We start from the raw sequence: 14164 nt of genomic DNA, 5'->3' as shown, positions 1-14164 counted from the left end.
GCACCAAAATAGAGAAATTATGAGATTTAAGAGATATTTTTTTGCTTTGATGATGGTTGCCTTTCATGCATTGGCGTTGATGGCTGGGGAGGTCTGGACGGCGAAAAATGTACCGATTCCTTTCCTCAGGGATTCTACGCAATATGTTTCCGACCCGGATGGATATGTTGATAAGGCTCAGAAGGATTCTGCCAATTTCTATCTTCAGAAACTGAAGTTGGAGTGTGGCGTACAGAATGTGCTCATCATTGTGGGAAAGGTTGACAACCAGGATGCCTTTCGGATGGCGCAGGATGTGGGCAACCAATATGGTATCGGTTACAAGAAGAGTCGGAGAGGACTGGTTATCGTCATCGCGGTGGAGGACCATAAGTACTTTATTGCTCCAGGAAGTGGACTGGAGGGGGAGTTGACCGATGTGGACTGTGATGATATTGCCCGAGCTTGCATCGTGAAGTATATGCGTGAAGGCAATCCGGGCGAGGCAGTAGCATCTGTGAGCCGTGCTATATATAATAAGGTGAAAAGTGGACGGACGGGAATTGCGGATGTTGATGAAGGTTCGGTTAATGACGAAGACGACTGGTTCCTGGTCATTATCCTGTTCCTTATCTTCTTCGGTATTCCTATCTATCTGTTTATCAGGTATATTCTGGAGATGCTCGGTATTGTGAAGCCAAGACCGAAGAATCAGCAGAGAAATCAGTCTCGTAGGAGAAACAACGATGATGACTGGATACCTCCTTTCTTTATGGGAGGTGGCGGTTCTTCCGGCGGCGGTTTCTCGGGCGGTTCTTTTGGCGGAGGTACCTTTAGCGGAGGCGGCTCTGGCGGAGGATGGTGATGCCTTTGATAGTTAATAGTTTATAGTTTAGAATTAATAATTAATAATAATGACAATGGAACAGACAATGAATTCAAACATGCAACCGGCAAAGAAAGGTATAAAGAAAAGCTGGATTATTCTGGGCATCGTAGTTGTGCTGGTACTATGGATGTTCAGTGGTTATAACGGATTGGTAGAGAAACAGGAGTTGGCTACCACAGAGTTGGCTAATGTTCAGACTCAGTATCAGCGTCGTGCAGACATGATGCCACAGTTGGCAAAGATAGTAAAGGCTTATGCCAAGCATGAGAAAGAAACCTTTGCCGAGGTAACCAAGGCTCGTGCTGCTGTTGGTCAGGTAAAGCTGGATGCCAATAATCTTACTGAGGCTAGCCTGAAGAAATATGCTGCTGCACAGGGCGAGTTGGCGAATGCATTCTCCAAACTGATGGTAGTGGCCGAGAAATATCCTGAGTTGAAAGCCAGCGAGAACTTCAAGGCTCTTCAGGTTCAGGAAGAGGGTACGGAAAACCGTATCAGCGAGGCACGTCGCAAATATAATGAAGCCGTTCAGAACTATAACCAGACGGTTAGAAAAATGCCAAGTGCCCTTATCGCCGGTCTCTTCAATTTCGATGTGATGCCTAAGTTTGAGGCAGCAGCAGGAGCTGAGAAGGCGCCAGACTTGGATATTTAATTTAGAATTGATCATTAAAAATCCTATTTTTCAACGGGATTAATAGATTTGTTATCTAGTCAATGGGAACGAGAAGTGTCCCATTGGCTAGATTTTCTGTTTTATGTGCTTTCAATTTGAAAGTAACTTAATATTTTATATATATTTTGTATTTCAGATGTTTTTTATTTCAGAAATTCTTTGTATCTTTGCACGCAATTTAAGAAATATGGTAGAAATACCGCAAACATTGAAATTTCAATAAGGTTAATTACAAATATGAAACAAACAAAGATTGTCGCTTCCATCAGTGATCGTAGATGTGATCAGGATTTTATCCGAAAACTGTTTTTCGCCGGTATGAACGTTGTTCGTATGAATACTGCTCATGCCACAGAAGAGGGTATACGCACCATCGTAAAGAATGTAAGAGCCGTGTCTCCACATATTGGTATTATGATTGATACCAAAGGTCCTGAGGTGCGAACTACAGGTGTGAAGGAACCTATCCACTACAATGTTGGTGATGTAGTGAAAATCTTTGGACGTCCGGAAATGGAGTCTTCTCATGATATTGTGAATGTGAGCTATCCTGACATCGCAGCCGATGTTAAGGTAGGTGATGATTTGCTCTTCGATGATGGTGAACTCGATATGAAGATTATCGACAACCAGGGGCCTATGCTGGTTGCCGAGGTTCAGAACGAGGGAGTGCTCGGGGCTCACAAGAGCGTGAATGTGCCGGGAGAGCATATCGACCTGCCTGCACTGACAGAGAAAGACCGCCGGAATATTGAACTCGCTATCGAGTTGGATATTGATTTCATCGCTCACTCTTTTGTGCGCAATGCAGCCGATGTGAAGGCAGTTCAGGATATCTTGGACGCTCACAACAGCGATATCAAGATTATCTCTAAGATTGAAAATCAGGAAGGTGTTGATAATATTGACGAGATTATTGATGCCTGCTATGGTATCATGGTTGCCCGTGGTGACCTGGGTATCGAGGTGCCAATCGAGAGAATTCCAGGCATCCAGCGCCGCATCATCTCTAAGTGTGTGAAGGCGCAGAAACCGGTAATCGTAGCAACACAGATGTTGCATACCATGATTAAGAATCCACGTCCTACTCGTGCTGAGGTAACTGATATTGCCAATGCTATCTTCTATCGCACCGATGCGCTGATGCTTTCTGGTGAGACAGCAAGCGGTAAGTATCCTGTAGAAGCTGTGCAGACCATGGCCCGTATTGCTGAGCAGGCAGAGAAGGATAAGTCTCCACTGAATGATATTGATCCAATGGAAGATGGTAAGATTGACCAGAAACTCTTCCTGGCTCATGCTGCCATTGAGGCTACTAAGAAGTTGGGTGTTGCCGGTATCATCACTGATGGTGAAACCGGTCAGACTGCACGCGACCTGGCAGCCTTCCGTGGTCCAAATCCGGTATTGGCAATCTGCTATAAGGAGAAACTCCAGCGCTGGTTGAATCTGAGCTATGGTATTATTCCAATTCATCAGAAGGATCAGGTTTCTACCAAGGCTATGTTTACCGCAGCGGTACGTATGCTTCGCCAGAAAGGCTACTTAGGTGAGGAGGATAAGATTGCTTATCTGAGCGGTAGCTTTGGAGAGGGTGGAGGCACAACCTTCGTTGAGATTAATAAAGTGAAGAAGATTTTCGATAACAGTTATAGCTTTAATTTGCCATCAAATGGCATCGAAGATAAGTAAAAAAGGCTATTATTTCAAAAAAAAATAGACGTAAATAGAATTATTGGTGCAAAAATTTGCAGTATTCAAAAAAATACCGTAATTTTGCACCAATATTTTAAAACGAAAATTTTAGAAAATGAAAAAACTCGTTAGTTCAGTTTTAGTCGCTTTGACTATGCTCTTAGTACTTGGCAGTTGTGGAAGTACTAAGAATGTAGCTTATTTCCAAAATGCAGATTCTATCAGCTTGGCTGCTTCAAGAATGCTTTATGAAGCCAAGATTATGCCTAAGGACGAACTTACAATTACAGTAATTACAACAGATCCAAAGGCTGCCATGCCTTTCAACCTCTCTGTCTCTCAAACATTGGGTACAGGCGGACAGCTGAGTTATGGTAGTGGTTCCCTGCAAGGATATCTGGTTGATAATGATGGTAATATTGAGTTTCCTGTTGTTGGAACCTTGCATGTCGGTGGTTTGACCAAGAAGCAGGCTGAAGATCTCATCAAGAATAAGGTAAAGCCTTATCTGGCAGAAAAAGAAAATCCTATTGTTACGGTTCGCATGGGCAGTTACCATGTATCTGTATTAGGTGAAGTAGAAAAGCCAGGAATTATTTATGCTCCACAGGAGAAGATGAGTATTCTTGAAGCTTTGGCACAGTGTGGCGACTTAACCATCTATGGTAAGCGTGACAATGTATTATTGATTCGTCAGGATGCAGCAGGAGAGAAGCATACTTATCGTATGAACTTGAATGATGCAAATATTATTAATTCGCCATTCTATTATCTGCAGCAGAATGATATTATCTATGTAGAACCAAATAAGGTGAAAGCTCAAAACTCATCTATCGGTTCATCTACTACATTGTGGTTCTCTGCCGTTGGTACATTGATTTCTATCGCATCATTGATTGTCAATATCTTGCGATAGCAGGTAATAGAAGGGAGTACAATTAGGATACTACAAAAATAATAATATATATATGTGTGGCATTGTAGGATATTTAGGTAAGGGTGAGGCTTATCCTGCTCTTATCAAAGGTTTAAAGCGTTTGGAATATCGTGGATACGATAGTGCAGGCGTGGCTCTTATCAGTAATGATGGTGCTTTGAACGTTTACAAGGCAAAGGGTAAGGTGGCAGATCTTGAAGCGTTCTGCTCTGATAAGGATATTTCGGGACATGTGGGTATTGCTCATACTCGTTGGGCTACCCATGGAGAGCCTTCAGCTGTAAATGCTCACCCGCATTATTCCTCTAGCAAGAACCTTGCCATGATTCATAATGGAATCATAGAAAACTATGCCGATATCAAGAAGAATCTCATTGCTAAGGGAGTAGAGTTTAAGAGCGAGACGGATACTGAAGTTCTCGTTCAGCTGATTGAATATATTCAGATAAAGAAAAATCTCGACTTGCTGACTGCCGTTCAGGTGGCTCTCCGTCAGGTAATCGGAGCCTACGCTATCGCTATTCTTGATAAGCGTAACCCTAATCAGATCATTGCTGCCCGTAAGCAGAGTCCGTTGGTTGTAGGTATCGGAAAGGATGGTGAGTTTTATCTCGGTTCTGATGCCAGTCCTATCATTGAATATACAGATAAGGTGGTTTATCTGGAGGATGGTAACATCGCTGTGATGCGCCTCGGTGAGGAATTGCAGGTGGTGAACATCCAGAACGTTAAACTCAACCCTGAAGTACAGACCGTAGACATTGATCTCGGTCAGATAGAGAAGGGCGGTTTCCCTCACTTTATGTTGAAGGAAATTTTTGAGCAGCCAGAGTGCCTTCGTAACTGTATGCGTGGCCGTGTAGTTAGCCGCACAGTGGAAACTCGCGTAATGACTGATGGCGACGATACAACCAGCAAGAAGGAGACTGAGATGGGGGTCGTGCTCAGCTCCATTACCGACCATCGCCAGCAGCTTCTCAATGCCAAGCGAATCATCATCGTGGCTTGTGGTACATCATGGCATGCCGGACTTATCGGCAAGCAGATGATAGAGAACTATTGCCGCATCCCTGTGGAAGTGGAATATGCATCTGAATTCCGTTACCGTAATCCTGTGGTAACGAAGGATGATGTGGTCATCGCCATTTCCCAGAGTGGTGAAACCGCTGATACCCTGGCTGCCATCAAGCTTGCCAAGGAGAGCGGTGCGTTTATCTATGGTATCTGTAACTCCATCGGTTCTTCCATCGCACGAGAGACAGATACAGGTACCTATATTCACGTAGGTCCGGAGATTGGTGTTGCCTCTACCAAGGCGTTCACTGGTCAGGTTACCGTCCTTATCCTCCTGGCACTTGCCATCGGTAAGGAGAGGGGAACCATCAGCGAAAATGAATATCAGAAGATTACAGAACAGCTTTGGAACATTCCTGCCAAGATGAAGGAAGTGTTGAAGCTCAACAATAAGATAGCTGACTTGAGCCGTACGTTTACATACGCTCGCAATTTCATCTATCTGGGCCGTGGATTCCAGTATCCTGTGGCCCTTGAGGGTGCATTGAAGTTGAAGGAGATTAGCTACATCCACGCTGAGGGTTATCCTGCAGCGGAGATGAAGCATGGTCCTATCGCATTGATTGACAGCGATATGCCAGTGGTAGTTATTGCTACCCACAACTTCATGTACGAGAAGGTCTTGTCTAATATTCAGGAGATCAAAGCCCGTCAGGGTCGTGTTATTGCTATTGTCAGCAATGGCGATGAAACCATTTCCAAGATTGCCGACGAAGTGATTGAACTCCCTGAGACCTTGGAGTGCCTGGAGCCATTATTGGCTACCATTCCTTTGCAGCTCTTGGCTTACCATGTAGCTGTATGTAAGGGCAAGGACGTTGACCAACCTAGAAACTTGGCCAAGTCAGTTACTGTAGAATAATATATAAAGGGATTCGTCATTTCTTGACGTTTCCCTTTTTTTGGAGGGGGATCCCTCGGATAAGTATATTCAAATTTAACTAAATAAGATAAGGATAATAGAGAGATGGAACCATTGAAACATGAGTGTGGTGTAGCAATGATCAGATTGCTCAAGCCACTGGAGTATTACCAGCAGAAGTATGGTACTTGGATGTACGCACTCAACAAACTCTATCTGATGATGGAGAAGCAGCACAACCGTGGCCAGGAGGGTGCTGGTATGGCTTGTGTCAAACTGGGCGGTAAGCCTGGTCATGAGTATATGTTCCGTGAGCGTGCAGAGGGCAAGAATGCCGTGACCGAAATCTTCGGCAAGGCGAATGCCAACTTCAAGAACCTGACTCCCGAGCAGCTTGCTGATGCAAAGTTCGCTAAAGAGGAACTGCCTTTTGCAGGCGAACTTTATATGGGACACCTGCGCTACAGTACCACCGGAAAGAGTGGCATTCAGTATGTGCACCCATTCCTGCGACGTAACAACTGGAAGGCGAAGAACCTCTGCCTTTGTGGTAACTTCAACATGACCAACGTAGATGAAATCTTCGAGGAACTTACCAAGCAGGGCCAGAGTCCTCGCATCTACAGCGACACCTACATCATGCTTGAACTGATGGGCCACCGTCTGGACAGAGAGGTGGAGCGCAACTTCGTAGCTGCAAAGGCGATGGAGATGCAGAATACCGATATCACCAACTATATAGAAGACCACGTGAAGATGAGCAATGTACTCAAGACCACGATGAAGAACTTTGATGGCGGTTATGTGGTTTGCGGTATCACCGGTTCGGGTGAAATGTTCTCTATGCGCGACCCTTGGGGCATCCGTCCTGCGTTCTATTACAAGAACGATGAAATCGTGGTAGTAGCCAGCGAGCGCCCTGTACTCCAGACCACCTTCGACCTGGAGGCTGAGGAAGTGCAGGAACTGATGCCGGGCACGGCGCTTCTCGTGAAGAAGAACGGAGAGTGCAGCATCGAGCGCATCATGGAGCAGAAGGGCGATTCAGCCTGCTCATTCGAGCGCATCTACTTCAGTCGTGGTTCCGACAAGGATATCTATAAGGAGCGTAAGCAGTTGGGCGAGCAGTTGACCCAGCCTATCCTGAAGGCTGTGGATTATGATGTAGACCACACTGTGTTCAGCTATATCCCGAACACTGCCGAGGTGGCTTACTATGGCATGTTGAGCGGTTTCAAGAAGTATCTTAATGAGACCAAGATAGAGCAGATTGCCAACCTCGACCATGTTCCATCAAAAGAAGAATTATACGAAATCCTCGGCGACTTTGTCCGCTCAGAGAAGATAGCATGGAAGGATATCAAACTCCGTACCTTCATCACCGAGGGCAACAGTCGTAACGACCTGGCGAGCCATGTGTATGATGTAACCTACGGAAGCATCGAGCCGAATGTGGATAATCTTGTCATTATCGATGATAGTATCGTGCGTGGTACTACCCTGAAGGAGAGTATTCTCCGCATCCTCGACCGTCTGCATCCTAAGAAGATCGTAGTGGTTTCCAGTGCCCCTCAGATCCGATATCCGGATTACTACGGCATCGATATGGCAAGACTGGAAGAGTTCTGCGTGTTCCGTGCTGCCATCCAGCTCTTGAAAGAGCGCAAGATGGAAGACCTTATCGAGCAGACCTATGAGGCTTGTAAGGCAGAATTGGCAAAGCCAAAGGAGGAGCAGATCAATCCGGTACGCTCCATCTACAAGCCATTCAGCACCGAGGAAATCAACGAGAAGATTGTTGAGATGCTTCGCCCAGAGGGCATGACCACTCCTATCCAGCTTGTATTCCAGAGCATCGAGGGCTTGCGCGAGGCGATTCCAAACCACAAGGGCGACTGGTATTTCACCGGTCATTATCCAACCCCAGGCGGCACGAAGCTCTGCAACCAGTCGTTTGTAAACTACATCGAAAACGTTTATCATAAATAAGTGAATAGAGAAGAACGAAGAGTGAAGAATTCATTTGCTCTTATAAGTATGAAATAAAAGAATCAAATGTCAGATATGAAAAAAGTAACCTTAGTTTTGAGCGATGGAACCAAGTTCCATGGCAAATCTTTTGGATATGACGCTCCTGTAGCGGGCGAGGTTGTGTTCAACACAGCCATGATGGGATATCCAGAGAGTTTGACCGACCCTTCTTACGCCGGTCAGTTGATGACACTTACATTCCCTCTCGTGGGCAACTATGGTGTGCCACCATTTACTTTCGAGGAGAATGGTTTGCCAACCTTCATGGAGAGTGACAAGATTTATGCTTCTGCCATCATCGTGAATGATTACAGCGAGCAGTACAGCCACTGGAATGCGGTGGAGAGTCTTGCCGACTGGTTGAAGCGCGAAAAGGTGCCAGGAATCACAGGCATCGACACCCGTGAGTTGACTAAGGTGCTTCGTGAGCATGGTGTGATGATGGGTAAGATTCTCTTTGATGATGAGCCTGACAACATACCTGAAGCTAACTACGAGGGTGTAAACTTTGTTGACCAGGTAAGCTGCAAGGAGATTATCCGTTATAACGAGGGTGCCGGCAAGAAGGTGGTACTCGTTGACTGCGGTGTGAAGGCAAATATCATCCGTTGCCTCATCAACAGAGGCGTAGAGGTGATCCGTGTGCCATGGAATTACGATTACACCGATATGGACTTCGACGGATTGTTCCTTGCCAATGGTCCTGGTGACCCAGATATGTGCGAGGATGCAGTAAACATTATTCGCAAGCAGATTAGCCAGAGCCGCAAGCCTATCTGCGGTATCTGTATGGGTAACCAGTTGCTTTCCAAGGCAGCCGGTGCTACTATCTACAAGTTGAAGTATGGTCACCGTTCACACAACCAGCCAGTGCGCATGGTAGGAACCAACAATTGCTACATCACCTCTCAGAACCACGGTTATGCCGTTGATGCCAAGACATTGGGCAACGATTGGGAGGAACTCTTTGTAAATATGAATGATGGCTCTAACGAGGGTATTCGCCACAAGGTGAACCCTTGGTTCTCAAGCCAGTTCCACCCAGAGGCTTGCTCAGGCCCTGTGGATACAGAGTTCATGTTTGATAAGTTTGTAGAAACACTTAAATAATTAGGAAAATAATGAAAGACGAAAATATAAAGAAGGTGCTCCTCTTAGGTTCTGGAGCCTTGAAGATCGGTGAAGCAGGTGAGTTCGACTACTCAGGTTCGCAGGCCCTGAAGGCATTGCGCGAGGAAGGTATCGAGACTGTGCTCATCAACCCGAATATCGCAACCGTACAGACATCAGAAGGTGTTGCCGACCAGATTTACTTCCTGCCAGTGCAGCCATACTTCGTAGAGCGTGTTATCCAGAAGGAGAATCCAGACGGTATCCTCCTCAGCTTCGGTGGTCAGACTGCCCTCAACTGTGGTGTAGAACTCTATCGCCAGGGCATCCTGGAGAAATATAATGTCAAGGTATTGGGTACTCCTGTTCAGGCTATCATGGATACTGAGGACCGTGAGCTCTTCGTAGAGAAGCTGGATGAAATCAACGTGAAGACCATCAAGAGCGAGGCTTGCGAGAACATCGAGCAGGCCCGCAAGGCTGCTGCCGAACTCGGTTATCCTGTCATCATCCGTGCTGCTTACGCCTTGGGTGGTCTCGGTTCCGGTTTCGCAGACAACGAGGAGGAGCTGAACAAACTCGCTGAGAAGGCTTTCTCTTTCTCTCCACAGGTATTGGTAGAGAAGAGTTTGAAGGGCTGGAAAGAGATTGAGTATGAGGTAGTTCGCGACCGTTACGACAACTGTATCACAGTTTGTAACATGGAGAACTTCGACCCACTGGGAATCCATACCGGTGAGAGTATCGTCATCGCTCCATCTCAGACCCTGAGCAATTCTGAGTATCATAAGCTCCGTGCCCTTGCCATCAAGATTATCCGTCACATCGGAATCGTGGGTGAGTGTAACGTGCAGTATGCCTTCGACCCTAAGAGCGAGGACTATCGCGTAATCGAGGTGAATGCCCGTTTGAGCCGTTCTTCTGCCTTGGCATCTAAGGCTACTGGTTATCCTCTTGCCTTCGTTGCTGCCAAACTCGGTATGGGTTACGGTCTGTTCGAGTTGAAGAACTCTGTAACCAAGACCACATCAGCCTTCTTTGAGCCAGCATTGGACTACGTGGTATGTAAGATTCCACGTTGGGACTTGTCTAAGTTCCGTGGCGTAGATAAGGAGTTGGGTTCATCTATGAAGTCAGTAGGTGAGGTAATGGCCATCGGCCGCAACTTCGAGGAGGCTATCCAGAAGGGTCTTCGTATGATTGGTCAGGGCATGCACGGTTTCGTAGAGAACAAGGAGCTTGAAATCGACGATATTGATGCAGCTTTGCGCGAGCCAACAGATAAGCGTGTGTTCGTGATTTCAAAGGCAATGCACAAGGGTTATACCGTAGATCAGATTCACGACTTGACCAAGATTGACAAGTGGTTCCTTGAGAAGTTGAAGCACATCATCGACATCGACGAGGCGATGAAGAAGTGCAACATCAATACTCTTGACCAGGATTTGCTCCGCACCGCTAAGGTTTACGGTTTTACCGACTTCCAGGTAGCCCGTGCCGTGGGTTTGGAGCAGGAGTTGGGCAACATGCACAAGGCTGCCCTGCTGGTTCGCAACAAGCGCAAGAGCTATGGCATCCTGCCTGTAGTAAAGCAGATTGATACCCTGGCTGCAGAGTATCCTGCTCAGACCAACTACCTCTATGTAACTTACGCTGGTGTGAAGAGCGACATCACTTTCGAGAACGATCACCGTTCTATCATCGTACTCGGTTCAGGTGCTTACCGCATCGGTTCTTCTGTAGAGTTCGACTGGTGTGGCGTTCAGGCATTGAACACCATCCGCAAGGAAGGCTGGCGTTCTGTGATGATCAACTACAACCCAGAGACCGTATCTACCGACTACGATATGTGCGACCGTCTCTACTTCGACGAGTTGACCTTTGAGCGTGTGATGGATATCATCGAGATGGAGCAGCCTCATGGCGTCATCGTATCTACCGGTGGTCAGATTCCAAACAACCTGGCTATGCACCTGGATGCACAGAACGTGCCAATCCTGGGTACTGCTGCCAAGGACATCGATAACGCTGAGGACCGTGCCAAGTTCTCTCAGATGTTGACCAACAACGGCATCAACCAGCCAGAGTGGAGCGCCCTGACCTCTATGGAGGATATCGACAACTTCATCGAGCGTGTAGGTTTCCCTGTATTGGTTCGTCCTAGCTATGTGCTTTCGGGTGCTGCGATGAACGTATGCTCTAACGAGGATGAGTTGAAGCGATTCCTGCAGTTGGCTGCCAATGTAAGTGAGGATCACCCAGTGGTAGTAAGTAAGTTTATCGAACATGCCAAGGAGATTGAGATGGATGCAGTGGCAAAGAATGGCGAGGTGATTGCCTATGCGATTTCCGAGCACATCGAGTTTGCCGGTGTTCACTCAGGCGATGCTACCATCCAGTTCCCTCCTCAGAAGTTGTATGTTGAGACAGTTCGTCGTGTAAAGCGAGTTGGTCGTCAGATTGCCAAGGAGTTGCACATCAACGGTCCGTTCAACATCCAGTTCATGGCTCGTGACAATGATATTCTCGTTATCGAGTGTAACCTTCGTGCCAGCCGTTCGTTCCCATTCGTGAGCAAGGTATTGAAGATCAACCTCATCGAGTTGGCTACCCGCGTAATGCTCGGTTTGCCTGTAGAGAAGCCACACAAGAACCTCTTCGATCTCGACTATGTAGGTATCAAGGCATCTCAGTTCAGCTTCAACCGTCTGCAGAAGGCGGACCCTGTATTGGGTGTGGACATGAGCAGTACCGGTGAGGTAGGTTGCTTGGGCGACGATACATCTACCGCACTTCTGAAGAGTATGCTTTCTGTGGGTCATCGCATTCCAGCCAAGAACATCCTGCTTTCTACAGGTTCTGCCAAGCAGAAGGTAGATTTGCTCGATGCTGCCCAGATGCTGGTTAAGCATGGTTACAAGCTGTATGCAACCGGTGGTAGTAGCAAGTTCCTCACCGAGAATGGCATTGAGAACACCCGTGTGCTCTGGCCATCAGAGGAGGCAGAAGGCGGTGCGCCTAAGGCTTTGGAGATGCTCCACAACCATGAGATTGATATGGTAGTGAATATTCCAAAGAACTTGACCAGCAGCGAGTTGAGCAATGGTTACAAGATTCGTCGTGCAGCCATCGACCTGAACGTGCCATTGATTACCAACAGCCGTTTGGCGAGTGCATTCATCTATGCATTCTGCACCACCAAGCTGGAGGATATCGACATCAAGGCTTGGGGAGAGTATAAATAGTTGATAGTTAATAGTTAAGAATTGACAGTTAAGTCATTCTTGATGATTCCCAATAGAAAAATCCCTGCTGTAGGAAAGGCTTCCTATGGCAGGGATTTTTTAGATAATAAACGTCTTACTCAAATTCAATATGCTCTTGTGAAGGAATACGGAAAGAGAACCATGTTTCTCCATTTTTGTTGGTGATAGCTAAGTCTCCTTGTGTAATGGTGTCCATGCCAATGATAATGTCATTGTCTTCTAAATCACAAGCAAGAACTTCCAAATCTTTTATCCAAGCACCTTCTTTGGCAAAATATAGGCTTATTTTATAAGTGTAAGCCTCTACATTTCCGCCAATTCCTGCAATCATGGCTTTTTGGATAGGTTCCAATCCTAAAGCATCTGCTATGTTTCTGGATATAATAGTGTTTGTGGCACCTGTATCCCAAAGGACATCCTTGGCTTCGCAATATTCAAGTTTATTGTTAGTTGCAGGTTTTATCACAAAACAACTTGACAGAATGCTTTCAGCCTTTGCAGGATATTTTTGTGTAATAGACTTTTTCATCTTGAAGTTTTTTATTGAGCCTTAACCTTGTGGATGGTAGCGAGTCGTGCTATGTGTCCTTTCGGAAGTGGAGACATTGTAATTTCGCTACGAGCAGGAAAAAACTTGTCGATGTCTTTGTAGTCTATGGTATGAACTTGTATTTTCTTGTCTTTTGTTTCCATATAGCTTTCCTTTCTTTTATTATTGTTGCAAAGATACGCTGAATATTCGAAACTGCCAAACTTTTCTAGTAATTTTTGTGATTTATAGTCAAATGATAAGGTTGCATAATAATAATCCCACCAAGCGCCATCTTTGAAAATGCGTTTGATGGAATTGTAAAAAGCAAAAGTCCCGCCCTGGTCGCTGTGCAAATGGGAAGCGTGGTGGAAACTGTCACCGCAAAGGTATGTATATCTTTTTGAAACAGCAAAACTTTTGCGAATAAACCTTTGCAAAATTCTTGTTTTTTAGAGAAGATTACACATTAATTGTGTAAGTTTTGTCCTTTTACAGTCAATCACTTCAGAAGGTTTAGTGTTGCAGCAAATAGAATTTTCTGTTGACTCTCCTGTAGAACTTCAGACTATAACACTTCCAATAACATAGATTCTTGCGCCAAGCGGAGTATAATAGACCCTTTGGCGGTTGTTTTCAGTTGCTATCTGCGTTGTATTGCTGCAAAAACATTTTTTTACCTAAAAAATCTGTTTATAAATAGCTTGTTCTCATTTATTTTTTGTACTTTTGCAGTGCATTCGCAATAAATGCGTTTGTAGACATAATAAAGGGCGTCAACAACGCTTTGTACATTGGCAATTCTAAACTTCCACAATCAGAATTACCTGTCGATGGCATAGCAGAGAAGATGTCACGGGTAAGTTGTATTAGCTACTCCCGTAGTGTGCCGAGGATTTTTATATCCTAAAGGCACACTTTTGGGGTAATTATAACTTTCAGCGTGAAACTCTATCTGTTCGTCAACAGGTAAGGCTGTGGAAGGCCAAGAATTGCGGACGAGTATGAGGCGAGTTTCACGCTTTTGCTTCATAACTTAAATAAATTCATTATGTTTTCCTCAAATCCGCAACCAATAGGGTTTAGTGGGATTTTGCTTGCAAAGCGACAAAATTC

Annotated in this window: 10 protein-coding genes; 8 read left to right on the top strand and 2 right to left on the bottom strand. The window is 45.7% G+C overall.

Annotated elements, in window-relative coordinates; all coding sequences use genetic code 11:
* Window positions 1–19 precede the first annotated feature (19 nt).
* From DWV53_RS11385 to carB, 8 genes are all read left to right on the top strand, one after another.
* On the top strand, window positions 20–844 hold the full coding sequence (locus DWV53_RS11385) for a TPM domain-containing protein (RefSeq protein WP_118153954.1): 825 nt from the start codon (window positions 20–22) through the stop codon (window positions 842–844).
* A gap of 55 nt (window positions 845–899) precedes the next feature.
* Entirely contained in the window at window positions 900–1523 is a 624-nt protein-coding gene (locus tag DWV53_RS11380) for a LemA family protein (protein ID WP_259318974.1), read from the top strand.
* Window positions 1524–1781: 258 nt separating this feature from the next.
* Window positions 1782–3236, top strand: a complete 1455-nt coding sequence (gene pyk, locus DWV53_RS11375; RefSeq protein ID WP_022121475.1) for a pyruvate kinase — start codon at window positions 1782–1784, stop codon at window positions 3234–3236.
* Window positions 3237–3354: 118 nt separating this feature from the next.
* A complete protein-coding gene (locus tag DWV53_RS11370; protein WP_022121476.1) occupies window positions 3355–4155 on the top strand; it encodes a polysaccharide biosynthesis/export family protein in 801 nt (266 codons plus the stop codon).
* Between the two features lie 52 nt (window positions 4156–4207).
* On the top strand, window positions 4208–6112 hold the full coding sequence (gene glmS, locus DWV53_RS11365; RefSeq protein WP_117692286.1) for a glutamine--fructose-6-phosphate transaminase (isomerizing): 1905 nt from the start codon (window positions 4208–4210) through the stop codon (window positions 6110–6112).
* 105 nt (window positions 6113–6217) lie between these two features.
* A complete protein-coding gene (locus tag DWV53_RS11360) occupies window positions 6218–8101 on the top strand; it encodes an amidophosphoribosyltransferase (RefSeq protein WP_117727872.1) in 1884 nt (627 codons plus the stop codon).
* A gap of 75 nt (window positions 8102–8176) precedes the next feature.
* Window positions 8177–9253, top strand: a complete 1077-nt coding sequence (carA, locus tag DWV53_RS11355; protein WP_040553026.1) for a glutamine-hydrolyzing carbamoyl-phosphate synthase small subunit — start codon at window positions 8177–8179, stop codon at window positions 9251–9253.
* An 11-nt stretch (window positions 9254–9264) separates the two neighbouring features.
* Window positions 9265–12498, top strand: coding sequence for a carbamoyl-phosphate synthase (glutamine-hydrolyzing) large subunit (gene carB, locus DWV53_RS11350; protein ID WP_117692287.1), 3234 nt, complete (start codon window positions 9265–9267; stop codon window positions 12496–12498).
* Window positions 12499–12613: 115 nt separating this feature from the next.
* Here carB and DWV53_RS11345 read toward each other — a convergent pair whose 3' ends face one another.
* Window positions 12614–13048, bottom strand: coding sequence for a retropepsin-like aspartic protease (locus DWV53_RS11345; protein ID WP_118153951.1), 435 nt, complete (start codon window positions 13046–13048; stop codon window positions 12614–12616).
* Between the two features lie 11 nt (window positions 13049–13059).
* Window positions 13060–13488 (bottom strand): hypothetical protein, encoded by a 429-nt coding sequence (locus tag DWV53_RS11340; protein WP_147468787.1) that lies wholly within the window; start codon window positions 13486–13488, stop codon window positions 13060–13062.
* Between the last annotated feature and the right edge of the window lie 676 nt (window positions 13489–14164).

Source organism: Segatella copri (assembly GCF_003465495.1).
Classification (GTDB): Bacteria; Bacteroidota; Bacteroidia; order Bacteroidales; family Bacteroidaceae; genus Prevotella; species Prevotella copri_G.
This window is presented reverse-complemented; position numbering and strand designations above follow the sequence as displayed.

Excerpts from the sequence above, each read along its gene's own strand:
- DWV53_RS11385 (WP_118153954.1), top strand. The coding sequence starts at position 20 with ATGAGATTTAAGAGATATTTTTTTGCTTTGATGATGGTTGCCTTTCAT.
- DWV53_RS11380 (WP_259318974.1), top strand. The coding sequence starts at position 900 with ATGGAACAGACAATGAATTCAAACATGCAACCGGCAAAGAAAGGTATA.
- pyk (WP_022121475.1), top strand. The coding sequence starts at position 1,782 with ATGAAACAAACAAAGATTGTCGCTTCCATCAGTGATCGTAGATGTGAT.
- DWV53_RS11370 (WP_022121476.1), top strand. The coding sequence starts at position 3,355 with ATGAAAAAACTCGTTAGTTCAGTTTTAGTCGCTTTGACTATGCTCTTA.
- glmS (WP_117692286.1), top strand. The coding sequence starts at position 4,208 with ATGTGTGGCATTGTAGGATATTTAGGTAAGGGTGAGGCTTATCCTGCT.
- DWV53_RS11360 (WP_117727872.1), top strand. The coding sequence starts at position 6,218 with ATGGAACCATTGAAACATGAGTGTGGTGTAGCAATGATCAGATTGCTC.
- carA (WP_040553026.1), top strand. The coding sequence starts at position 8,177 with ATGAAAAAAGTAACCTTAGTTTTGAGCGATGGAACCAAGTTCCATGGC.
- carB (WP_117692287.1), top strand. The coding sequence starts at position 9,265 with ATGAAAGACGAAAATATAAAGAAGGTGCTCCTCTTAGGTTCTGGAGCC.
- DWV53_RS11345 (WP_118153951.1), bottom strand. The coding sequence starts at position 13,048 with ATGAAAAAGTCTATTACACAAAAATATCCTGCAAAGGCTGAAAGCATT.